Genomic DNA, 23,323 nt, shown 5'->3' on the forward strand with positions numbered 1-23,323 from the left:
CAGGTGGCCGCGCGAGCGGCCCTGCCGTGTACAACCGGTGATGTTTTAGCGGATCAGGCGAGCGTGCAGCCCGTGGCGTCCACCGGCGGGAACGACTGGCCGGCGCTGAGTACCTTGGCCAGGTCATCCTTGTCGGCCATCTCGCCAGCGGCCTTGCCAACCAGCAGGTAGTAATCCTTGATCACCTGGTGGTCGCCGGCGCGGATCGATTCCTTGCCGGTCGGGCCTTCGAAACTCAGGCCCTGCATGGCCTTGGCCACGGTCGCCCCGTCGAAGCTGCCGGTGGCAACAATGGTGTCGAGCATGACCTTGGTGCTGATGTAGTCGGCGGCCAGCGGGTAGGTGGGGTTGATGCCGTACTTGGCCTGGGTCAGCTTGACCAGTTCGCGGTTGAGCGGGGTATCGACCTGGTGCCAGTACTGCGCGCCGAGGTACACGCCTTCCAGCACGTCGCTGCCCAGCTCCTGGAACTGGTCGAGGCCGGCGGACCACACCAGCAGGATTTTCATGCGTTCCTTGATGCCGAAGTTCACCGCCTGGCGCAGGGTGTTGGACGACTGGCTGCCGAAGTTGAGCAGCACCAGCACGTCGGGCTTGGTCGAGATGGCGTTGGTCAGGTAGCCGGAGAATTCCTGCTCCTGCAACGAGTGATAGCTGTTGCCGACATGTTCCAGGCCGTGCTCCTTGAGCACGTTTTTGGCGCCTTCGAGCAACGCTTCACCGAACACGTACTGTGGGGTGATGGTGTACCAGCGCTTGGCGTCCGGCAGCAACTTGATCAACGGCACCAGGGTTTCGCGGATCGCGCCGTAGGTGGGCACCGACCAGCGGAACGTGGCGGCGTTGCAGTCCTTGCCGGTGACCTCATCGGCGCCCACCGGTGTCATGAACACGCCGCCGGCCTTGTCGACTTCCTTGGCCACCGCCAGGGCCGACGATGACAGCGTGCAGCCCTGGAAGAACCGCGCGCCGTCCTGCTGGATGGCTTCCTGGACCTTGCGCACGGCCTTGCCGGCGTTGCCTTCGGTATCGATGACTTTATAGTTCAGCGGGCGGCCGAGGATTTCGCGATGTTGTTCCACCGCCAGGCGCGAACCCATGTCGGCAAATTTGCCATAGCTGGCAAAGGCGCCAGACATGGACTTGAGGCCGTAAAAGGTAAAGGGCTCGGCGGCAAATGCCGAACGCACACTCAGCGGGAGGCTGAGGGCGGCGGCTGCGGTGAGGCTGGCTTTCAATAACGTACGACGCTGCATGGGGTGACTCCCTGGTTTAGTTATTGGCAGGAGTAGCAATGGCGATACGGTGGAGCAGGGCCTGTGGGCAGGCCTGTTATTGGGGCGACGCGGTAGCTGGGTTGGAACAGGGTCAAACGCTGGGAGTAGGGTCTTAAGAGTGATCGAACTCCAGTAGAAAATGCGGGCTGACCTGGCCTTCGAGGGCGGTCATATGGTGTTCGGCGTCGCACATGTGTTCATGCATCAGGCTGCGCACCGCGCCTTCGTCGCCGGCACGAAAAGCGCTCAGCAGCTGCTTGTGATAGTCGAGGTTGGCCGCGTCGAACTGTTTGCGTTTGGGCTTGTAGGCTTTTTTCAGCACCACCAGGTCGCGCAGCAGGTCGTTGAGAAACTGCGCCATAAAGCTCAGCAACGGGTTAGGGCAGGCCTTGGCCAGCAGGTTATGGAACTCCAGTTCCGCCAGGCGCTGTTCGCGCTGGCCGGCTTCGCTGTCTTCCGGAGCGCTGCAAAAATCCACGTTGTCCTGCAGGGCCTGGTAATCGGCTTCACTCAGGCGCCCGAGTACCGACACTGCCAGTTCCACCTCGATCACCTTGCGCAGTTGATACACCTGCTCGCCATCCAGGTGCTGGAAGTGCAGGTAATTGCGCAAGGCGCGGCTGGCCGGTTCAGTGCCGGCCTGGTTCAGATACGCCCCGCCACTGGGGCCGGTGCGCGTACTCACCAGGCCCTCGACCTCCAGCGCCTTGAGCGCCTCACGGGCCGAGCCCTTGGAGCATTGGAAGCTTTCCATCAGCTCGCGCTCGGTGGGCAGGCGGTCGCCGGGCTTCAGCGCATCGGTGACGATGGAGCGCTTGACCGACTCGACAATCACATCGGACAGCTTCTGGCGTTTGCGGCGTAGCGGGCGAGTCAGCATGGGTTCGATTTATCGTATTAATGCGGATAAATAGCACTTAATAACGATTGGGCCGGGGCGTCAACGCGAGGTGTCGTTTCTGGTGCGAAGGGGTCGCAAACGGGTGTGGGGAAGCTCACTGCAAGGTGGCATCGGTGCACACCGTCGAACGGGGTGGCTTGGTGCCGTGCATCAGGTAGTCCCCGACCCAGCGGTTCACGCAGGCACTCACGCCGCTGAACGAAACCCCGTGGACATAGGCGTCCTTGAGCTGCACGCGACTGGCCGGGAAGGTGCGTTCAAAGGCCCAGGCGGCACCAGTGGACGGGGCATGGTCGTCGAATTCGGCTTGCACCATCAGCAGGCTGTCGAGCTGTGCCAGTGCCTTGTGCGGCAGCGGGGCGGCGGTTTTGCGTGGCCAGGTCGTGCATTGGCGAGCTTCGAGGGCACTGCCGGCGACGGGGTGCTTGGCGAGGGATTCGGACTCTTTCTGCTGCCACTGTTCTTCGCTGGAGTAGACCGAGTCATTGCACAGGATGGCGGTTTTTACCGAGTCGGCAGCCGACATGCGCAGCGGCCCCGGCTTCGGCACATTGGCCTGCAGCGGTTCGCGCACGCGCTGCAGCAGCAGGCTGAACATTGCCTTGGCCCGCTGTTCGATCTCGGCGTCGGGGCTGAATAGATACGCGCGTGCCCGAGCCTCCAGCGTCAGGTCATCGCTGTCGGGGGCTTCCCGCAGCCAGCGGCTGAGCACGTGGGCCCCCATCAAACCGGCGGGGTCGCTGTAGTAGCGGTTGTTGGAGCGCAGGGCCGTGCGCACACTGGGCAGCAGTTCCATGAAGACCCTGCGCACCGCCACCGGTGAATCGCCCAGTTGGTAGAGCCCTGGGTAAAGGGCGGCGGGGGTGGCGACGAAGCGATCGAAGATCTTTTCCTTTTCGCTGGCCACGATAAAACTGGCGTGCTCGAAGGTGGACGTCCAGTTCAGGTTCGAGTCGAGCACCATGCGCCCGACATGGGCCGGGAACAGGCCGCCGTACCAAGCGCCGAGCCAGGTGCCGTAGGCGTTACCCAGGTAGTTGAAGCGCAGTTCGCCCAGTTGCTTGCGTACAAACTCCAGGTCGCGGGCCGTCTGCTCGGTGGTGATGTAGGGCGTCAGCGGATGGCTGGCGCAGGCTTGGGCGATCAACCGCGCGTTGTGGCGCACAGCGGCCAGGTTGGCCTCGCTGCGGTCTTCACTGACGTCCCCTTGCGGCACGATCTTGCGCTCGGACTGACACTCCAGGCGCGACCCTGGCAGGCTGCCCAGGCCCCGAGGGGTGACTTCGACCACATCATAGGTGTCGGCCAGCTCGCGGTAGGTATCGCCCCAGTCGGGTTGCCGGGCGTAATGCTTCCACACCGTCGCCAGGTGCACGGCGAAGGCGCCGCCCGCATCGAGCCCCGGCCCGCCAGGGTTGGCAAACAGCGCGCCCTGGCGAGACAGCGGTTGCTTGGCGCCGACGCGCGTGATGTCAAAACTGATGCTGCCGCGCTCAGGGGCGGCGTGGTCGAGGGGCGCGGTGACGATGCCGCATTGGGTGCGTTCGATGACCTCCGGGTCCAGGCGCTCAAGCGCGGGCTGCGGGCAGTCGAGAAACCATTCGATACCGAAGGGGGAGGGCTGCGCCTGGGGGTGGCCGACGGAGGGTATGAGGGTGGCCATCAGGACCAGGCAACGGAAGGTGATGGCGCTGGCAGTGGTCAGGGATTTCATCTGCGGTCCTGGTCAGTCGGGAGAGTGACTTTTTTACCAAGGACCGCACGCTTAAAAATGTAGGAGGAAAAAACAGCGCGTGTATGAAATGCGAATTTTGTTTATCGGATGTCGGAGTGCCAGCCGCCCCCCAACGCTTTGTACAGCGCAATACTGGCCTGCAGGCGTGACAGCCGCAGTTGTACGTCCAGGTCCTGGGCCGTGTACAGGGTGCGCTGGGTTTCCAGCACCGTGAGCAGGTCTTCGGCGCCCGCCTGGTAACGGCTTTCGGCGATCTGGAAGGCGGTCTGCGCCTGTTGCAGCTCTTCGCGTTGCCATTGGCGTTGCTGGTCCAGGCGCGTGATGCTGCTGAGGGTTTTTTCCACATCGGCAAAGCCGTTGATGATTGCGCCGCGATAGGTTTGCAGCAGTTCATCCTGGCGCGCGCGGGCCTTGTCGCGTTCAGCCCTTAAACGGCCGTGGTTGAAAATCGGCCCGACCAGCCCGGCGGTCAGCGTGTAGTACGGGCTGCGCAGCATATCCGCGGCCTTGTAGGCGTCGGAGCCGAGCGTAGCGCCAAGGGTCACCTTGGGCAGCAAGGCCGCGCGGGCGACGGCCACATTGGCTTGCGCGGCGGCCAATTCGGCCTCGGCCTTGGCCAGGTCGGGGCGACGGCTCAGCAATTGGCTGGGCACACCCGCACCGATACTCGGCCAGGTCAGCGTCGCGAAGGACTCTGTGCCCAGGTCCAGGGCTTGCACGGGTTGGCCAAGCAGGGTCGCGAGGGTGATGCGCGACTCTTCGGCGACTTGCTGGATCAGCGGCAGTTGCCGTTGCTGGCTGGCGACCAGGCTTTTCTGTTGCGCCAGCTCCAGGGCGGTGGCAGAGCCGGCGTCGTAGCGAGTCTGCACCAGGGCCAGCACGTTGCGCGCATTGGCCAGGTTCAGCTCGGCGATCTGCTCGCGTTGGCGGGCGGCGAGGGTCTGGGCATAACGGTCGGCGACGTTGCCGAGCAGGGTCAATTCCACTGTGGCCTGGTCCGACTCGCTCGCGCGCAGGCTGTACAGCGCGCTGTCCCGGGCGGCGGCGCGGCCTCCCCAGAAGTCCACTTCATAACTGGCGGTGAAATTGGCGCCGAAGTTCTCCACGGTATCGTCGCTTTGCGAGGCATCCAGGTCCGGCCCACCCTGGCCGCGCAACAATTTCTGGCGGCTGGTGGTGAGGTTCAGATTCACCTCGGGCAGCAGCGGCGCACCGGCAATCACCGCCGTCGCCTGGGCCTGGCGCACCCGTGCCATGGCGGCGGCGACGTCGAAACTGTCACGCCGGGCCTGGTCGATCAGGCGGTTGAGTTGCGGGCTGCCAAACTGGGTCCACCAGCGTTGGTCGATGGCCTGGGCGGCGTTTCGCTCGGCGTATTGCCAGGCAGCCGGTGCTGCGATACCGCTGTCCACGGCGGGGGCAGGGCCGGTGCAGGCGTTGAGCAGCAGGCACAGGCTGATGACTGACACGTGCGGCAGGGGGGAGGGTTTATTCACTGGTCAATGCCTTAACCGGATCGAGCCGGGCAGCTTTACGGGCCGGCATAAAGCCGAAGACGACGCCGGTGACCAGCGCACAGCCAAACGCGCCGAGCACCGCCACCAGGGAAAACTGCACCGCGACCTGGGCCAGCAGCAACAGGCCGCCCACCAGCAGTGCCAGGGCGATACCACATAAGCCGCCGACCACCGAGAGCATCACCGCTTCGGTGAGGAACTGACGCAGGATGTCGCGCTGGCGTGCGCCGGTGGCCATGCGGATGCCGATTTCGCGGGTGCGCTCGCGCACCGTCATCAACATGATGTTCATCACGCCGATGCCGCCCACCAACAGGGAAATCGCCGCAATCGAACCGAGCATCAGCGACAGGGTGTTCTGGGTGTGGGCTTCGGCCTGGATCATCGCGGCGTTGTTGGTCAGTTCATAGTCGCGCTTGCCGTTGTGCAGTTTCTGCATCAATTGGTCGATGGCCACTTCGGCGTCATGCACCTTGCGCGCATCGGCGGCGGCAATCACCACGTATTCGGGGTTGTAGCTGCCGAACAGGCGCACGCTGGCGGCGCTATAGGGAATCGCGATGCGGTCGTCACTGTCCTTGTTTCCGGAGGTGGCGCCTTTTTCCGCCAGCACGCCGACCACCTGGAATGGCACGTTTTCGATCAGGATGTACTGCCCGATCGGATTGACCTGGGCCTTGAACAGCTTCTCGCGGATGCGATGGCCGATCACCGCTACGGTGGCGGCGGCCTGTTCGTCGGCGGCGGTGAAGTAGCTGCCCTCGACCACGGGCCAGTTGAAGATCTCCGGGAAATTGGTGTCGTTGCCGCCCACATAAGCCATGTAGTCGACGTTGCCGTAACGCACCCCGGCCTCGGTGCCGTTGACCGGCATGATGCGCTTGACCTGGGGCAGGCTGGCCAGGGCCGCGACGTCGTTGAGGGTCACGATCCCCAGCGGTGTGCGTGGGTTGGGTGACGAGCCGCTCAGATACAGAATGTTGGAACCGAACGCGCCCATCTGCGCCATGACCTGGCGCTTGCTGCCTTCGCCGACCGCCAGCATCACCACCACCGAGGCCACGCCGATGATGATCCCGAGCAACGTCAGCGCGGTGCGGAAGCGGTTGATCCACATCACCCGCCATGCGGCTTGTACCGCGTCCAACAGTTCAGCCTTCCACGCGCCGTTGTGTTCGGCACCGTCGATCAAGCGTTGGCGCAGGTCCACGGCTTGCAATGCGTCGCGGCTGGCGGTGGCCGCGACGTAATGTTCATCGGCGGCAGAGTCGCTGATGATCAGGCCGTCGCGAATCTCGATGATGCGGTTGGCGCGCGCGGCCACTTCGCGATCGTGGGTGATCAGGATCACCACGTGGCCCTGGCTCGCCAGTTCGTCGAGCAGGGCCATGACCTCGGCGCCGCTGTGGCTGTCGAGGGCGCCGGTGGGTTCGTCGGCGAGGATGATATGCCCGCCGTTCATCAGTGCGCGGGCAATCGAGACGCGCTGTTGCTGGCCGCCGGACAGCTGGTGCGGACGGTTGCCGGTGCGCTCGGCCAGGCCCAGGCGCGTGAGCAGGGCGTTAGCGCGGGCGTGGCGTTCGGCGGCGCTGAGGCCGGCATAGATCGCCGGCATCTCGACGTTTTCCTGGGCCGTGCCCGACGGGATCAGGTGGTAGCCCTGGAACACAAAGCCGAACGCCTCGCGACGCAGCCAGGCCAGTTCGTCGTTGCCCAGGTGCGCGACGTTTTCCCCGGCGAACAGGTAGTCGCCTGTGCTGGGGCGGTCGAGGCAGCCGAGGATATTCATCAGCGTGGACTTGCCGGAACCGGAGGCGCCGACGATGGCGACGAACTCCCCGGCATGGATCGACAGGTCGATCCCGCGCAGCACGTCGACCTGCGGGCTATCGCCGCCGCCGTAGGATTTGCGGATGTGCTTGAGTTCGATCAGGGGCGTGGTCACGTCAACCCCCACTGCCGTCGAGCGGGCCGATCAGCAGGTGATCGCCTTCGTTGAGGCCGTCGAGCACCTCGACCCGCAAGCGATCGCTGAGGCCCAGGCGCACTTCGCGCTCCTCGATACGCCCCTTTTTCGTGACCACGCGCGCGATCTGCCTGTCGGCGCGCGACGTTCCCTGCAATGCCGCGACGGGCACGGTCAGCGCATCCCGTGCCTGGCCGGCGACAAAGAACACCTGGGTGGTCATTTCAGCCATCAGCGCGTTGTCGGGGTTATCCACATCCAGCAGCACCGTGTACAGCACAACGCGGCCGGTCCCGTTTTTGCTGGAGCTGGTCGGGCTGCCACTGCCCTGGGTCTCATTCAGCGGTTTGGGGGGAATCGGCAGGATTTGCCGCACGGTGCTGGTCCAGCGGCGGTTGCCGCCGCTCAGGGTGGTGAAATAGGCCGTCATGCCGGGTTTGACATGGCCGATATCGGCTTCCGAGACTTCAGCCCACACCGTCATCGGCGACAACTTGGCGATGCGCAGGATCAACGGCGTCTGCTGCTGCGCGTTGAGGGTCTGGCCGACGCGCGCATCCACGGCGACCACGGTGCCGGTCATCGGCGCATAGATGCGCGTATAACCCAACTCGGCTTCGTCACTGCGCAGGCTGGCCTGGGCCTGGAGAATCTGCGCCTGGAACATCGCGACCCGGGCCTGGGTGGCGCTCAGTTCGGCCTTGGCGGTTTGCACGTCTTCTTCGCGGGTGGCATTGCCGGCGGCCAGGCGCTGCTGGCGCTGGTACTTCTGCTGCGCCAGTGCGTGCTGGGCCTTCTGCTCCTGCAATTGGGCCTTGAGGTTTTCGATGGCGTAGCGGCTGGCGTCGAGCTTGGCCTTTTGCGTCGAAGGGTCGATCTCCACCAGCAACTGGCCTTCCTGGACCTGGTCGCCGGCCTCGACATGGATCTTGCGGATCTGCCCGGACGCCTGGGCGCCCACATCCACGTAGCGCCGCGGTTGCAGGGTGCCCAGGGCGGTGACGCTGTTTTCGATATTGCCGCGCGTGACGGTGACGGTCGTCAGGTTGTCGGCGCCCTGGGGCAGCACCTGCCAGGCGGCCACGGCGATGATGGGAAGCAGGCACGCGGCAGCGAGCAGAGCGCGTCGGGCGGAGCGAGGGCGTTTCATGCTTTGGTTCCAGCCAGGGAAGTTCGGGCCGCGATTGCGGGGGGCTGACAGTTAAACGAGGGAATTGCCCGAAGATTTAGGCGGTTACACACGCAGATAGCGCTATGGCGAGTAAAAAAATCGCCGATGGGTGCAAGACTTCTTTAAAAGTAGATGAGAATTACTATAAATTGCACGCAGCCAAACTGCCATTACTGAATGGCCCGTATTTGTGTAGGAGCGAGCGTGCTCGCGAAGAGCTCAAGGACGCCGCGTTCACTCTGGTTTCCCGCGTTATCGTTGACGTACTTCGCGAGCACGCTCGCTCCTACAGCACCTAATGCCGCCGCCCGTAGGCCGGGAGTCATGTTGGAAAACTACTATCGTGAGCTGGTGTGTTTCCTCAACGCCAAGCTAGGCAACCGCCAGGTGGCCGAAGATGTGGTGCATGACGCTTATGTGCGGGTGTTGGAGCGCACCAGCGAGACGCCCATCGACCAGCCTCGAGCCTTCCTGTACCGCACGGCGTTGAACCTGGTGATCGACGGGCACCGGCGCAATGCCTTGCGCCAGGTTGAGCCGCTGGACGTGCTGGACCATGAAGAACGGTTTTCCAGCTACGCGCCCCACACCAGCCATGATCAGGCCCAGCGCCTGGAGTTGCTCGAACGGGCGCTGGCCGAATTACCCGCGCCGTGCCGCCACAGCTTCCTGCTGCGCAAACTCGAGGGTTTGTCCCATTCGCAAATCGCCGAACGCCTGGGTATTTCACGCAGCCTGGTGGAAAAACACATCGTCAATGCCATGAAGCACTGCCGGGTCCGGATGCGTGAGTGGGACGCGCACTGATCGGCGATCGGTTAAATTTTATTTCATTGTCCTCGTTTCCTATCAACACATGACCTGTTGTGCAGGTCTTGAAGGTATTCCCGCCCCACCGCCACGGGGCTTATCCAGAGGACACTGGAATGACACAGGCAATTGCTTCGCCCGCGGTTCACGACCTGATCGGTATCGGTTTCGGCCCTTCGAACCTGGCGCTGGCCATCGCCCTGCAGGAGCGTGAAAAGACGCAGGGCAAACTGGACGTGCTGTTTCTCGACAAACAGGCTGATTACCGCTGGCACGGCAATACCCTGGTGACCCAGAGCGAACTGCAGATTTCGTTCCTCAAGGACCTGGTGACCCTGCGCAACCCCACCAGCCCGTACTCCTTCGTCAACTACCTCAAGGCCCATGACCGCCTGGTGGACTTCATCAACCTGGGCACCTTCTACCCGTGCCGCATGGAGTTCAACGACTACCTGCGCTGGGTCGCCGGGCAGTTCCAGGCCGTGGGCCGCTACGGAGAGGAAGTGCTGGCCATCGAGCCGATCCTGCATCAACAGCAGGTCGAGGCGTTGCGGGTGATTTCCCGTGATGCCCAGGGTGAGCAGCATGTGCGTACCACCCGTGCGGTCGTGGTCAGCGCCGGTGGCACGCCGCGGGTGCCGGAGGTGTTCAAGGCCCTGAAGGATGATGGCCGGGTGTTCCACCATTCCCAGTATTTGTCGCGCTTGGCCCAGCAGCCCTGTGTCGACGGCAAGGCGATGCGGATCGCGGTGATCGGCGGCGGCCAGAGTGCGGCCGAAGCCTTCATCGACTTGAATGACAGCTTCCCGTCGGTGCAGGTCGACATGATCCTGCGCGGCTCGGCACTCAAGCCGGCCGATGACAGCCCGTTCGTCAACGAAGTGTTCTCGCCGGCCTTCACCGACCTGGTGTTCCAGCAGGCCGGCACCGAGCGTGAACGCCTGCTCGCCGAGTACCAGAACACCAACTATTCGGTGGTGGACCTGGACCTGATCGAACGCATCTACGGCATCTTCTACCGCCAGAAAGTCTCCGGCATTGCGCGCCATGCGTTCCGCACCATGACCGTGGTCGAGAAGGCCACCCCCGGTCCGTTGGGCATCGAACTGGCCCTGCGCAACAACGCCACCGGCGAAACCAGCGTCAGCCACTACGACGCGGTGATCCTGGCCACCGGCTACGAGCGCCAGATGCATCGCGAATTGCTGGCGCCGCTGGAGGAGTATCTGGGTGACTTTGAAGTGGCGCGCGACTACCGCCTCGTCACCGATGAGCGCTGCAAGGCCGGCATCTACATCCAGGGCTTCAGCCAGGCCAGCCATGGCTTGAGCGATACGTTGCTGTCGGTGCTGCCGATTCGTGCGGATGAGATTGCAGCGTCGCTGTTCGAGCATGATCGTCATCGTGGCCAGGGCCGCTCGGTGCAGGACCGGCTGCTCGCCGCCGCCAGCTGACCCCCTTGCAGGAGCGAGCTTGCCGCGAAAACCGTCGACGATAACGCGGGCATTCTGGGTTGACGCGGTGGTCTTGCGTTCTTCGCGAGCAAGCTCGCTCCTACAGGTGGTACTGGCAACACTGTGGGGCGACTGGTACTGTATAAAAAACCAGTATCGGTAGCCCTCCATGCAATTGATCGAAAAACTCAGCATCCTCGCCGACGCCGCCAAGTACGATGCCTCGTGCGCCAGCAGTGGCGCGCCCAAGCGTAGCTCGGAGGGCAAGGCGGGGCTGGGTTCCACCGATGGCATGGGCATCTGCCACAGCTACACGCCGGATGGGCGCTGTGTGTCGCTGCTCAAGGTGTTGCTCACCAACTTCTGCCTCTACGACTGCCAATACTGCGTCAATCGCCGCTCCAGCGACGTGCCGCGGGCACGCTTCAGCCCGGAGGAGGTGGTCACGCTCACGTTGGATTTCTATCGGCGCAATTGCGTCAGCGGGCTGTTCCTCAGCTCGGGCATCATCCGCTCGGCGGACTACACCATGGAGCAGCTCGTGCGGGTGGCCAAGCTGCTGCGCGAAGAACATGACTTTCGCGGCTATATCCACCTCAAGACCATTCCCGAAGCCGACCCGGCGTTGATCGCCGAGGCCGGGCGGTATGCTGATCGCCTCAGTGTGAATATCGAATTGCCCACCGATGCCAGCCTGCAAACCCTGGCGCCGGAGAAGCAGATCGTCTCGATCAAGCAGGCCATGCAGACCATCTACACCGGCGAACAGACCGTGCTCAACGAACCCCGTGCCCCGCGTTTCGCGCCGGCCGGGCAGAGCACGCAGATGATCGTCGGCGCCGACGACACCGACGACAGCACCATCCTCCACGGGGCCGAGGCGTTGTATGGCAATTTCAAGCTGCGCCGCGTGTATTACTCGGCGTTCAGCCCCATCCCCAACAGCCCGAAAAGCGTGCCCCTGGCCGCGCCGCCATTGATGCGCGAGCACCGTTTGTACCAGGCGGATTTCCTGCTGCGCAGCTACGGCTTCAGCGCCAATGAACTGTTCGAAGGCCCTGGCCACCTGGCCCTGGATATCGACCCCAAGCTGGCCTGGGCCCTGGAACACCGCGACGTCTTCCCCCTGGACCTGAACCGTGCCGAAGCGACCCTGATCGCCCGTATCCCCGGTATCGGCCTGCGCACCACCCAGCGGCTGGTGGACCTGCGTCGTGAACGCAAGATCCGTTTCGAAGACCTGGCCCGCATGCGCTGCGTGCTGGCCAAGGCCAAGCCATTTTTCATCACCAGCGACTACCACCCGCAACAGGCTGAAAGCACCAGCGTGCTGCTGCGTGAACAACTGCGTGACCGTCCGCAGCCGCAACAAATGGGGTTGTGGGGATGATCAGCCTGGAATGCGACAACCTGTTCAGTACCTGGCGCGAACAGGCGCGTTGGCTGCTCAGCCATCAGGTCGATCCCAGCCAGGTGAGTTGGGGCGAGGCTGAAGTGGCGGACCTGTTCGCCACCGACGAACCGATCCCCGAGGGGCTGGGGCCGTTCCAGGCGCGGATTCCCAAGGCGTTGCTCGAACTGCTGGAAGCCGCCGCCTGTTACCACGGCGAGCAGCGCTGGAGCCTGTTGTATGAGGTGCTGTGGCGGGTCAGCCATGGCGACCGCACGGCAATGCTCGCGGGGGACAAACTGGGCAGCGAACTGCAACGGCGAATCAAGCAGGTCAGCCGCGAGGCTCATCACCTGCATGCGTTCGTGCGGTTTATCGCGGTACCCCAGGAGGCCGGGCCCGAGCTGCCGGAGTACGTGGCCTGGCATGAGCCGGCCCATGACATTCTCCGCAGCGCCAGCCAGCACTTTATCGGGCGCATGGGCCGCCATCGCTGGATGATCGCGACACCGTTGGATGGGGTTTACTACGATGGCGAGCAACTGATCCATCAACGCCAGTGCCCAGAGGCGTGGCAGCAGTTGGCGCAGAATGTCGAGGACCCCCACAGTGCCATGTGGTTGACCTATTACAGCCACATCTTCAACCCGGCGCGGTTGAACCCCAAGGTGATGGAAGGGCATTTGCCAAGCCGGTTCTGGAAGAACTTGCCGGAGGGCAAGTTGATCCCGGGGTTGATCAGCGAGGCGCGGACGGGGAAGCAGAAGGATGGGCAGGCGAGCCTGATTGGGGCAAAGCCGGGTAAGCGCATCTCCAGCGGGCACGCTTAAAAAATGTGGCAGGGAGCTTGTTGTGGCAAGCCTTAATGCCGTTCAGTTAAGGCTTTTTTGTAGGAGCGAGCTTGCTCGCGAAAAACTCACAGGCGCCGCGTTCATTCAGGAAACACGCGTTATCGTTGACGTTTTTCGCGAGCAAGAACTAGGCGTCCCCCTCGCTCCTACAGAAGGCGATGTACGCTTAACTGAACGGCATTAGGGCAAGCCTGCTCGCCACATACAACTGGGCTTGATCCTTATGCCAGTTCAGTGGCGGTGTTCTTGACGATTGCGAGTTCGGGATGTGCCACGAGTTTGTCGATGTGCAACTCATCATTGTTCAACCAGGTCTCGGTCAGCACCCGGTAATGCTCCATATCCCGGCAGCGCATGCGCAGGCTGTAGTCGAACGGCCCGCTGATCAGCTGGCATTCGAACACCTGCGGGCAGGCCTTGACGCAGGCTTCGAAAGCCTTTTGCGCCGAGCGCCCGCTCTGGTTGGACAAGGCCACGAGCACCAGCAGAGACAGCCCTGGCGAGACCATCTGCACATCGATGATCGCCCCATACCCGCGGATCACCCCACGTCGCTCCAGCTTGCGCACCCGCTCCAGGCAGGGCCGGGGAGTGAGGTGGACCAGTGACGAGAGCTTTTCGTAGGTGATACGCCCCTGATGCCGCAGCACATCGATGATTGCCTCATCGATGCGATCCAGCGCAGGGGAAGAATGGGGTCCGTTGGCCTTGGTATCCATGGGTTTCACTTCAAACGATTGGAAAGAAATTGCTGCAAGCGTTCGCTGTTGGGGTGGTCGAGGATCTCGGCGCCGCCTTGTTCTTCGACCCGGCCCTGATGCAAGAACAGCACTTGGCTGGACACCTGGCGGGCAAAGCCCATTTCGTGGGTGACCATCAACATGGTACGACCTTCCTCAGCCAACGTCTGTATGACTTTGAGGACCTCTCCTACAAGTTCAGGGTCGAGGGCCGAGGTCGGTTCATCGAACAGGATGATTTCCGGCTCCATCGCCAGGGCCCGGGCGATGGCCACGCGCTGCTGTTGACCGCCAGACAGGAACGCCGGGTATTGATCCGCCACCCGGCCAGGCAGGCCGACCTTGTCCAGGTACAGACGCGCGCGTTTTTCCGCCTCGGCGGCGCTCACGCCCAGCACCCGGCGCGGGGCCATGGTGATGTTCTCCAGCACGGTCATGTGGCTCCACAGGTTGAAATGCTGGAACACCATGGCCAGGCGCGTGCGCAGGTTCTGCAATTGCTCCTGGTGCGGTGCGCGGGTACCGGCGCGGCCCTGGCGCATTTCGATGCTGATGCCGTCCAGGGTGATGACCCCGGCGTCCGGTTGTTCGAGGAAGTTGATGCAACGCAGCATGGTGCTTTTGCCCGAGCCGCTGGCGCCGATCAGGCTGATCACATCGCCGTTGCGTGCGTTGAGGGACACGCCCTTGAGCACTTCGTGTTCGCCGTAGCGTTTATGGATGCCTTCGACCTGCAGCTTGACGGCAGCCGTGGCCGTTCGTGTAGCGGGGACATCGACAGGATAAGTGGCCAGGGCCTGCGCGGACTGATTCATGGGTTAGCCTCGGGTAGGAACAAGAAAACGCATCCAGCGACGTTCGGCCAGTCGAAACAGGCCCACCAGTGCAAAGGACAGCAGCATGTAGAGCAGGGCAGCGATACCGAAGGCCTGGAACGTCAGGAACGTTTCGGCATTCGCATCGCGGGCCACCTTGAGGATATCGGCGACGGTGGCGGTAAACGCCAGCGATGTGGCGTGCAGCATCAGGATCATTTCATTGCTGTAGGCCGGCAACGCCCGGCGCAACGCGGCCGGTACCACCACAAACAGGTTCAGGCGCCAGCCATGCAGGCCGTAGGCGCGTGCCGCTTCGAGTTCGCCGTGGGGAATATTACGGATCGCCCCGGCAAAGATTTCCACGGTGTAGGCGCAGGTGTTGAGCACGAAGGCCAGCAGGGTGCAGTTCAAGGCATTGCGGAAAAACTGGTTGAGCAGGGCGTTGTCCTGCACCACCTCCAGGCTGTACAGCCCGGTGTAGCAAATCAACAGTTGGATATACAGCGGCGTGCCCCGGAACAGGTAGGTGTACACCTCCACTGGCCAGCGCAGCCAGACGTGTTCCGAGACGCGGGCCAGTGCCAGGGGGATCGACAGGACAAAGCCGAACACCACCGAGATAATGAACAGCCACAGGGTCATGGCGACGCCGGACAAACCCGCGCCATCGCTGAACAGGTAGGCCAGGCCGTATTGCTGGAACAGTTCGATCATCGCGCCATCCCCTTGATGCCGAGGTTGTAGCGCCGCTCGAGGCGCTTGAAGATGCGGTTGGAGAGGGTGGTGATCACCAGGTAGACCAGGCCGGCGAGGATCAGGAAGTACAACGGCTCATTGGTGGTCTTGCCGGCGTTTTGCGCGGCCTTGACCAGGTCCGACAGGCCGATGATCGACACCAGCGCCGTGGACTTGAGCAGCACCAGCCAGTTATTGCCCAGGCCCGGCAGGGCGAAGCGCATCAACTGCGGGAACAGCACCAGGCGAAACCGCTGCCAGCGGCTCAGGCCATAGGCGGTCGCGGCTTCCAGTTGGCCGACCGGCACGCTGAGGATCGCGCCACGGAAGTTTTCGGTGAAATACGCGCCATAAATAAACCCCAGGGTGATCACCCCAGCGGTGAACGGGTCGATTTCGAAGTAGTTCCAGCCGAATACTTCGCTCAGGTCGTTGAGCCACAGTTGCAAGCTGTAGAAGATCAGCAGGATCAGCACCAGGTCCGGCACGCTGCGGATCAGCGTGGTGTAGAGCGTCGCCGGCACGCGCAGCCAGTTGGCGCTGGAAAGCTTGGCACCGGCGGCGACCAGGCCCAGGGTGAGGCTCAGGGTCAGCGCCAGGAGCGCCAGCTTGAGCGTCATCCAGGCACCCTGGGCCAGCATCGGGCCGTAGCCTTGCAAGTTGAGGAGTTCGTTCATTGGGGGGATCTCTAAAGGAACGACGCCCTTTTGTAGGAGCGAGCTTGCTCGCGAAGAACTCAAGGGCACCGCGTTGAACCGTATTCGCTGCGTTACCGTTTACGACCTTCGCGAGCAAGCTCGCTCCTACAAGGGCTTTGGCCGGTGGGGCTTACTCGTTGTAGATGTCTTGATCACCGAAGTATTTCTTCTGGATCTGCGCGTAGGTGCCGTCTGCCTGTACAGCGGCGATGCCCTTGTTGATCAGCGCACGCAAGTCCTGGTCGTTCTTGCGCAGGCCCATGGCGATGTCCAGGGGCAGGGTCGGGTCCTTGAAGGCCGGGCCGGTCTTGAAGTCGGCGCCTTCAGGCTTGGACAGGAAGTTGAGTTGGGCTTCGAGCTTGTCGGTCAGGGTGGCGTCGAGGCGGCCGTTCTGCAGGTCGGCGTAGTTCTGTTCCTGGGACTGGTATGCCTTGATCTGCGCGCCGAGCTTGGCCAGTTGGGCACGGGCATAGGCTTCTTGCAGCGAGCCTTGCAGCACACCGACTTGCTTGCCTTTCAACGATTCCGGCGTGTCGCCGAACTCGGCGCTTTTACGGGTGATGACCGAGGTCGGGCTGAGGAACAGGCGGTCGGTGAAGTCGATGACTTTCTCGCGCGCCGGGGTCACCGCCATGGACGACATGATCGCGTCGAACTTGCGCGCACGCAGGGCCGGGATCATGCCGTCGAATTCGTTGTGCACCCAGGTGCATTTGACTTCGAGCTTGGCGCAGATGGCGTTGCCCAACTCGATATCGAAACCTTGCAGGCTGCCATCGGCGGCCACGGATTCAAACGGGGGATACTCGGGGAATACGCCAAAGCGGATTTCTTTCCAATCCTGGGCGTGGGCGGTGGTGGCGCACAGTGGCAACAGCAACGCAGCGAAGAGTGATCGCAGTGGAGTCATGTGTAAGTCCCTATATTTTGTAATTGATGTCAGGGCAGTCAAAAGGTGAATCGAGTCTTTATTGTTTAGTGCAGCTTTGTGGTCGTTCGGCTTCTTGTGGGGAGCCCACTTGTTGTGGCGAGCGGGCTTGTCCCGCGTTGGGCTGCGTAGCAGCCCCAAGCCATTCACCGCGTTTTTACAGACACGACGCGGCGTTTTTATTGGGGCTGCTGCGCAGCCCAACGCGGGGCAAGCCCGCTCGCCACAGAGAATGCTTCATGGTGGTGCGTTTTTTGTGTCGTTTACCCCCAGCTCAAAGCGCAAATTGCGCTGTTAAAACAAGCAATGCAGCGGAATCGGCTGTAGCACCCTATGAATCGGCTTTTCAGTCCTGGAAATCCGGCCTGCCCTGGGCGCAAAGCGGCAGGCCAGAGCGGTCTCAGGCGCGCTTTTTGTGCTGTGCACGAGGTTGTTGGGCCAGGCGCGCGAACAGGTCTTTCGGGTCGGCCAGGTCGGGTACCAGTTCCAGCTCGCTGCCGACATCCAGCGCCTTGGCGACGTCGAGCACGTAGCGCAGGGCGGAGTAGTCTTCGATGGCAAACCCCACCGAGTCGAACAGGGTGACCTGGCGCGCATTTTCACGGCCGGGCTGCTGGCCGTTGATCACCTGCCACAACTCGGTCACCGGCGAGTCTTCCGGCATGTGCTGGATTTCACCTTCGATGCGGCTTTGCGGTTCGTATTCGACGATCACCCGGGCGCGCTCGACGATGCGTCGGTCCAGCTCAGTCTTGCCTGGGCAGTCGCCGCCCACGGCATTAAGGTGCATGCCGGGTTCGATCATCTCGTCGGTGAGGATGGTGGCGTAGGCTTTGTCGGCGGTGACGGTGGTGACGATATCCGCACCTTTGACGGCCTCGGCCACGCTGCCGGCCAGGATCACCTTGATTGCCGGGAATGCCTTGAGGTTGGTGGCCAGCTTGGCGGTGGCCCTGGCGTCGATGTCGAACAGGCGGATCTCGTTGATGCCGAGCATCGCGTGGAAGGCCAGTGCCTGGAATTCGCTCTGGGAGCCGTTGCCGATCAACGCCATGCTGCGGCTGTTGTCGCGGGCCAGGTAGCGGGCCACCAGGGCTGAGGTGGCGGCGGTACGAATCGCGGTGGTCAGGGTCATCTCCGCCAGCAGCACCGGTTTACCGGTGTCCACGTCGCCCAGGGCTCCAAAGGCCATCACGGTAAGCATGCCGGCCAGGGTGTTTTTCGGGTGGCCGTTGACGTATTTGAAGGCGTACAGCGAGGCGTCGGACACCGGCATCAACTCGATCACGCCATCCGGCGAGTGGTTGGCCAGGCGTGCGCATTTCTCGAAGTCCTGCCAGCGCAGGTAGTCGGCGCGGATGTACTCGGCCATCTCGGTGATGCAGGTTTGCAGGCCTTTTTGCGAAACCAGGTAGCTGAGGTCGTTGACGTCGATATAACGGGTCATGGCAAGACTCCTTATTGAAATGAGGGACGGGCGGGCAGATGCACTTCTGCCAGCATGCAGCGGGCACTGCCGCCGCCGATGCGTTCGATGTTGTCGATGTTCACCACCACCGGCCGTGTGTGGCGCTCCACATGCTGGCGCTGGGCCGGTTGCAGCGCGCTCCAGGCACTGGCAGACATCACCAGCAGCGGCTGGCCGTCGCGGTCGTGGACTTCGAGCATGTTGCCGGCGAAGGCTTCGAGCTGGTCGAAGTCGAGGCCGAGGATGTCTTTGCCGGTGTCGCGCAGCGAGCGCTCCAGGGCCTGGCGTTCGTTGGCATCGGGCAGCGCTTGCAGGCACACCACCGCGAGGTCGCGGCCGACACTCATCATCACGTTGCTGTGGTAGATCGGCGCATGGTGCCGGTCGACGGCGTGGAACACGCAGAGTTGGTAGTCGAGACGTTCGGCGAACTGGCGCAGGGCGGCGTGGTGGGTGCGCCCGGAATGGCAGGCGTAGCTGATACGGTGCTGACGGTCGAGCACCATGCTGCCGGTGCCTTCGAGGAAGATGTTTTGTTGTTCGAGGTGGCTGAGGTCGATGGTGTCCTTGATCGCAAAGCGCTGCTCCAGCACTTGCAGCACACCCTTGTTGCGCTCCAGTCGGCGGTTCTGGCCTTCCATCGGGTACAGCACCAGGCTGCCATCGGCGTGGCTGCTCCACCAGTTATTGGGAAAGATCGAGTCCGGGGTGTGAGGCGCCGGGGTGTCCTGCACCACCAGTACTTCCACGCCGTGCTGGCGCAGGGTGTCGACGTAGCCGTCGAACTCTTCCAGCGCTTTCTGCTGTGCACCGAGCGGGTCGAGGGGCGCACGTTGGAAGCGGTTGTTGATCGCGGTGTCCGGGTTGAAGGCAAAGCGCGCCGGGCGAATCATCAGGACGGTGTTGGTGGTTTGCATGGGTGCACGAATCCATGGGGTGAGCTGTGGGGCTATTTTGTGGCTTGTGCGGTATGAATCCCGGCTGAAACAACGGGGCGGCTCAGCCGGGAAAGCTGAAAAGGGGGGTAGGGCAGCCGAATCGGCTGCCGGGGGTGGAATGCGGTCAAAATGTGGGAGTGGGCGGTGCGACGATTCGACTGGCCCCCGATAGCAATCTTTCGGTTACAGGTTATCTGACTGGCACACCGCTATCAGGGGCAAGGCCCCTCCCACATTGGTACAGTGGCGACTGTTATAGCGCCGTCAGCCAGGAGGAACCATGTCTACCGTCGTTCGTCTCGCCCAATCCGCCGATGCCGAAGGGATCAGCCAGGTCATCCTCGCGGCTTTGCACAGCAGCAATGCGCGGGATTATCCGGCGGAGGTGATTGCGCGGGTGGCCAGCAACTTCACGCCGGACGCGGTGCTGGACCTGCTCAAGCGCCGTGTGGTGCTGGTGGCGGTGCAGGACTCGGTGATCGTCGCCACGGCGGCCTTGGATGGAAATGTGGTGCGCTCGGTGTTCGTCAACCCGGCGCTGCACGGGCAGGGCATTGGTCGGCTGCTGATGATTGAAATCGAACTGCGCGCGCGGGACGCGGGGGTGACGACGCTGAGTGTGCCGTCCTCGCTGACCGCCGAGCCGTTCTACACCAAGCTGGGCTTTCACACGGTACGCGATGTCTACCACGGCAATGAGCGCACGTTGGTGATGGAAAAGGCGCTGTTGTCGCGCCATCCCATCGGGCCGTATCGCGACCGCCAGCATCGGGCGCAGGTGGTGGCGTTATGGCAGGAGGCGTTTGGTTATGACACGGCGCATAACCTGCCGACCTTGGCGATCGATAAGAAACTGGCGGTCAATGACGGGCTGTTTTTCGTGGCGACGGACAAAAAAACCGTGATCGGGACGATTCTTGCCGGCTACGACGGCCATCGCGGCTGGCTGTACTCGGTGGCCGTGCACGCCGACTATCGGCGTCATGGCCTGGGTTCCTCGCTGGTGCGGCATGCGGAACAGGCACTGACGGCCCTGGGCTGCATGAAGATCAACCTGCAGATCACCAGTGGCAATGATGCGGTGGCGGGGTTTTACGAGGCGCTGGGGTATGGGGTGGAGCCGAGGATCAGCATGGGCAAGAAGATTGTCGAGAATATCCCGACTCAATCTTGAGAACACTGCAAATCAAATGTGGGAGGGGGCTTGCCCCCGATGGCGGAGTATCAGTCAACAGATTCATTGACTGACCCACTGCCATCGGGGGCAAGTCGAATCGTCGCACCGCCCCTCCCACAAGGTTTTGCAGTGTTGCTGGCTTAGACTTTTACGATCCAACCCTCTGGCGCTTCGACGTCACCGGTCTGCACACCGGTCAGCTCTTTGTAGAGCTTCTGGGTGATCGGGCCGACTTCGGTCTCGCTGTAGAACACGTGCAGCTTGCCGTTGTACTGGATACCGCCGATCGGCGAGATCACGGCGGCAGTCCCGCAGGCGCCGGCTTCCTTGAAGTCCGACAGTTTGTCGATGAACACTTCGCCCTCGATCACTTCCAGGCCCAGGCGGGTCTTGGCCAGTTCGATCAGCGACAGGCGGGTGATGCCTGGCAGCACCGAAGGTGACTTCGGTGTGATGAACTTGTTGTCGTGGGTGATCCCGAAGAAGTTGGCCGAGCCGACTTCCTCGATTTTCGAGTGGGTCATCGGGTCCAGGTAGATCGCGTCGGCAAAACCGGATTTCTTCGCTTCCGAGCCCGGCATCAGGCTGGCGGCGTAGTTGCCACCGACCTTGGCGGCACCGGTGCCCTGTGGCGCGGCGCGGTCGAAGGTGGAGATCTGGAAGTTGTGCGGCACCAGGCCGCCCTTGAAGTAGGCGCCGACCGGGATGCAGAACACCGAGAAGATGAACTCCGGCGCGGTACGCACGCCGATGTTGTCACCGGTACCGATCACGAACGGGCGCAGGTACAGCGCGCCGCCGCTGCCGTACGGCGGGATGAACCGCTCGTTGGCCTTGACCACTTGTTTGCACGCGTCGATGAATGCGTCGGTCGGGACGTGCGGCATCAGCAGGCGCGCGCAACTGCGCTGCATGCGCGCGGCGTTCTGGTCCGGACGGAACAGGTTGATCGAGCCGTCCTTGCAGCGGTAGGCCTTGAGGCCTTCGAAGCACTGCTGACCGTAGTGCAGGGCCGTGGAGCCCTCGCTGATGTGCAGCACGTTGTCGTCGGTCAGGGTGCCGGCTTGCCATTCGCCGTTTTTCCAGACCTGGAGAAACCGCTTGTCGGTCTTGATGTAGTCAAAACCCAGCTTGTCCCAATTGATGCTTTCGTTACCCATGACACCCTCTATCTTTGGTCAAGTCGGTTTTTTTCTGAATGGGCGCAACAATACTGCATTCGCAGGTCCGTTCGCATCCCCCGCGTCCCTTGTAGGAGCGAGCTTGCTCGCGAAAAACTCAAGGGCGCCGCGTTCATTCTGGTTTCACGCGTTATCGTTGACGATTTTCGCGAGCAAGCTCGCTCCTACAGACGGCGTTGTGAGCCCGGTTAAAGGTGCAAGGCATGCCCGAGCGCACGCAGTGCCGCTTCCTGCACCGCCTCACCGAGCGTCGGATGGGCATGGATAGTGCCCGCCACGTCTTCCAGGCGCGCGCCCATTTCCAGGCTCACGCCGAACGCGGTGGACAGCTCGGACACGCCGGCACCGACCGCTTGCCAGCCGACAATCAGATGATTGTCCCGCCGCGCTACCACCCGTACGAAACCGGTTTTCGACTCCAGGGTCATCGCGCGGCCGTTGGCGGCAAACGGGAAACTCGACACGATGCAGTCCAGGCCGGCGGCCTTGGCTTCATCGGGCGTCTTGCCGACCACCACCAGTTCCGGGTCGGTAAAGCACACCGCCGGGATCGCCGCCGGGTTGAATTCGCGGTGTTGACCGCTGATCAGTTCCGCGACCATCTCGCCCTGGGCCATGGCCCGGTGCGCCAGCATCGGCTCGCCGCTGAGGTCGCCGATCGCCCACACATTGTGCATGCTGGTCTGGCAACGGTTGTTGATCCTGATCGCCGCGCCATTCATCTCCAGGTCCAGCGCCTCGAGGTTCCAACCCTGGGTATTGGGTTTGCGACCGACGGCCACCAATACCTGGTCGGTCGCCAGTGACAAGGTGTCGCCATTCGGGTCGCGCACTTGCAGGTGGTTGTGTTCGAAGCCGGTGACGCTGTGCTTGAGGTAGAGCTTCACTCCCAGCTGCTTGAGGGACTCAACCACCGGCTGGGTCAGTTCGGCGTCATAGGCGGGGAGTATGCGCTCCTGCGCCTCCACCACGCTGACTTCGGCGCCGAGCTTGCGGTAGGCAATGCCCAGCTCCAGGCCGATATAGCCACCGCCCACCACAATCAGGCGCTTGGGCACGCGGGTCGGCGCCAGGGCTTCGGTGGAGGAGATGATCGGCCCGCCAATCGGCAGCATCGGCAGGTTGACGCTTTTCGAGCCGGTGGCCAGCAACAGGTGTTCGCACTGGATGCGCTGGTCGCCGACGTCGACGGTCTTGCCGTCCACCACGTTGGCCCAGCCGTGGATCACCTGCACCTTGTGTTTCTTCAGCAGCGCGGCAACGCCAGTGGTCAGGCGATCGACAATGCCGTCTTTCCATTCCACGCTTTTGCGGATGTCCAGGGTCGGCACATCCACTTCGATGCCCAGCTGGGAACCCTGGCTGTGGTGGATGGTTTGCTGGAACTGTTCGGCCACATGGATCAGGGCCTTGGACGGAATGCAGCCGATATTCAGGCAGGTACCGCCCAATGCCTGGCCTTCGACCAGAATGGTCGGGATGCCCAACTGGCCGGCGCGAATGGCGGCCACATAACCGCCGGGGCCGCCGCCGATAATCAGTAGGGTGGTATGCAGTGTTTGAGTCAT

20 protein-coding genes are annotated in these 23,323 nt (G+C 62.8%); 5 read left to right on the forward strand and 15 right to left on the reverse strand.

Annotation, left to right across the window (positions count from 1 at the left end):
• Positions 1–53 precede the first annotated feature (53 nt).
• The 6 genes from AC1Q6I_RS02250 to AC1Q6I_RS02275 all read right to left on the reverse strand — a co-directional run bounded on the left by AC1Q6I_RS02250 (position 54) and on the right by AC1Q6I_RS02275 (position 8,546).
• Entirely contained in the window at positions 54–1,256 is a 1,203-nt protein-coding gene (locus tag AC1Q6I_RS02250; protein ID WP_102625214.1) for an ABC transporter substrate-binding protein, read from the reverse strand.
• A gap of 133 nt (positions 1,257–1,389) precedes the next feature.
• Positions 1,390–2,157 carry a FadR/GntR family transcriptional regulator gene (locus AC1Q6I_RS02255; RefSeq protein WP_024076357.1) on the reverse strand — a complete coding sequence of 256 codons (768 nt, stop codon included), beginning with the start codon at positions 2,155–2,157 and terminating at the stop codon, positions 1,390–1,392.
• A gap of 115 nt (positions 2,158–2,272) precedes the next feature.
• A complete protein-coding gene (locus AC1Q6I_RS02260; protein WP_102625215.1) occupies positions 2,273–3,892 on the reverse strand; it encodes an alpha/beta fold hydrolase in 1,620 nt (539 codons plus the stop codon).
• Between the two features lie 101 nt (positions 3,893–3,993).
• A complete protein-coding gene (locus tag AC1Q6I_RS02265) occupies positions 3,994–5,409 on the reverse strand; it encodes an efflux transporter outer membrane subunit (protein ID WP_102625216.1) in 1,416 nt (471 codons plus the stop codon).
• Positions 5,402–7,375: a MacB family efflux pump subunit gene (locus AC1Q6I_RS02270; protein WP_102625219.1), complete on the reverse strand. Its 1,974-nt coding sequence runs from the start codon at positions 7,373–7,375 to the stop codon at positions 5,402–5,404. The genes AC1Q6I_RS02265 and AC1Q6I_RS02270 overlap by 8 nt, the downstream gene beginning before the upstream one ends.
• 1 nt (position 7,376) lies before the next feature.
• Positions 7,377–8,546, reverse strand: coding sequence for an efflux RND transporter periplasmic adaptor subunit (locus AC1Q6I_RS02275; RefSeq protein ID WP_102625217.1), 1,170 nt, complete (start codon positions 8,544–8,546; stop codon positions 7,377–7,379).
• A 345-nt stretch (positions 8,547–8,891) separates the two neighbouring features.
• On the opposite strand from AC1Q6I_RS02275, the gene AC1Q6I_RS02280 reads away from it, so the two are divergent.
• From AC1Q6I_RS02280 to AC1Q6I_RS02295, 4 genes are all read left to right on the forward strand, one after another.
• A complete protein-coding gene (locus tag AC1Q6I_RS02280; protein ID WP_024076351.1) occupies positions 8,892–9,374 on the forward strand; it encodes a sigma-70 family RNA polymerase sigma factor in 483 nt (160 codons plus the stop codon).
• A 119-nt stretch (positions 9,375–9,493) separates the two neighbouring features.
• On the forward strand, positions 9,494–10,831 hold the full coding sequence (locus AC1Q6I_RS02285; RefSeq protein ID WP_069076592.1) for a lysine N(6)-hydroxylase/L-ornithine N(5)-oxygenase family protein: 1,338 nt from the start codon (positions 9,494–9,496) through the stop codon (positions 10,829–10,831).
• A gap of 169 nt (positions 10,832–11,000) precedes the next feature.
• Entirely contained in the window at positions 11,001–12,221 is a 1,221-nt protein-coding gene (locus AC1Q6I_RS02290; protein WP_024076349.1) for a putative DNA modification/repair radical SAM protein, read from the forward strand.
• Positions 12,218–13,051 (forward strand): TIGR03915 family putative DNA repair protein, encoded by an 834-nt coding sequence (locus AC1Q6I_RS02295; protein ID WP_024076348.1) that lies wholly within the window; start codon positions 12,218–12,220, stop codon positions 13,049–13,051. Before AC1Q6I_RS02290 ends, AC1Q6I_RS02295 begins: the two co-directional genes overlap by 4 nt.
• Positions 13,052–13,293: 242 nt before the next feature.
• Here the strand turns inward: AC1Q6I_RS02295 and AC1Q6I_RS02300 are convergent, their stop codons facing one another.
• From AC1Q6I_RS02300 to ctlX, 7 genes are all read right to left on the reverse strand, one after another.
• Positions 13,294–13,791, reverse strand: coding sequence for an Lrp/AsnC family transcriptional regulator (locus tag AC1Q6I_RS02300; RefSeq protein WP_041160970.1), 498 nt, complete (start codon positions 13,789–13,791; stop codon positions 13,294–13,296).
• A 5-nt stretch (positions 13,792–13,796) separates the two neighbouring features.
• Complete coding sequence (locus tag AC1Q6I_RS02305) at positions 13,797–14,627, reverse strand: ABC transporter ATP-binding protein (protein ID WP_024076346.1); 831 nt, start codon at positions 14,625–14,627, stop codon at positions 13,797–13,799.
• 3 nt (positions 14,628–14,630) lie between these two features.
• Positions 14,631–15,344 (reverse strand): ABC transporter permease, encoded by a 714-nt coding sequence (locus AC1Q6I_RS02310; protein ID WP_024076345.1) that lies wholly within the window; start codon positions 15,342–15,344, stop codon positions 14,631–14,633.
• Positions 15,341–16,042 (reverse strand): ABC transporter permease, encoded by a 702-nt coding sequence (locus AC1Q6I_RS02315; protein ID WP_102625218.1) that lies wholly within the window; start codon positions 16,040–16,042, stop codon positions 15,341–15,343. Before AC1Q6I_RS02315 ends, AC1Q6I_RS02310 begins: the two co-directional genes overlap by 4 nt.
• A 151-nt stretch (positions 16,043–16,193) precedes the next feature.
• Positions 16,194–16,973, reverse strand: coding sequence for an ABC transporter substrate-binding protein (locus AC1Q6I_RS02320; protein ID WP_024076343.1), 780 nt, complete (start codon positions 16,971–16,973; stop codon positions 16,194–16,196).
• Between the two features lie 418 nt (positions 16,974–17,391).
• Complete coding sequence (gene ocd / locus AC1Q6I_RS02325; RefSeq protein WP_069076569.1) at positions 17,392–18,438, reverse strand: ornithine cyclodeaminase; 1,047 nt, start codon at positions 18,436–18,438, stop codon at positions 17,392–17,394.
• A gap of 11 nt (positions 18,439–18,449) precedes the next feature.
• Positions 18,450–19,376, reverse strand: coding sequence for a citrulline utilization hydrolase CtlX (gene ctlX / locus AC1Q6I_RS02330; protein WP_024076341.1), 927 nt, complete (start codon positions 19,374–19,376; stop codon positions 18,450–18,452).
• 301 nt (positions 19,377–19,677) lie between these two features.
• Between ctlX and AC1Q6I_RS02335 the strand changes: the two genes are divergently transcribed.
• Positions 19,678–20,571, forward strand: coding sequence for a GNAT family acetyltransferase (locus tag AC1Q6I_RS02335; protein WP_102625605.1), 894 nt, complete (start codon positions 19,678–19,680; stop codon positions 20,569–20,571).
• Positions 20,572–20,714: 143 nt separating this feature from the next.
• On the opposite strand, the gene AC1Q6I_RS02340 is transcribed toward AC1Q6I_RS02335, so the two are convergent.
• Entirely contained in the window at positions 20,715–21,734 is a 1,020-nt protein-coding gene (locus AC1Q6I_RS02340) for a branched-chain amino acid aminotransferase (RefSeq protein WP_024076339.1), read from the reverse strand.
• 209 nt (positions 21,735–21,943) lie between these two features.
• On the reverse strand, positions 21,944–23,323 hold the full coding sequence (lpdA, locus tag AC1Q6I_RS02345) for a dihydrolipoyl dehydrogenase (RefSeq protein WP_102625604.1): 1,380 nt from the start codon (positions 23,321–23,323) through the stop codon (positions 21,944–21,946).

It is taken from the genome of Pseudomonas sp. MPR-R2A5 (assembly GCF_058793055.1).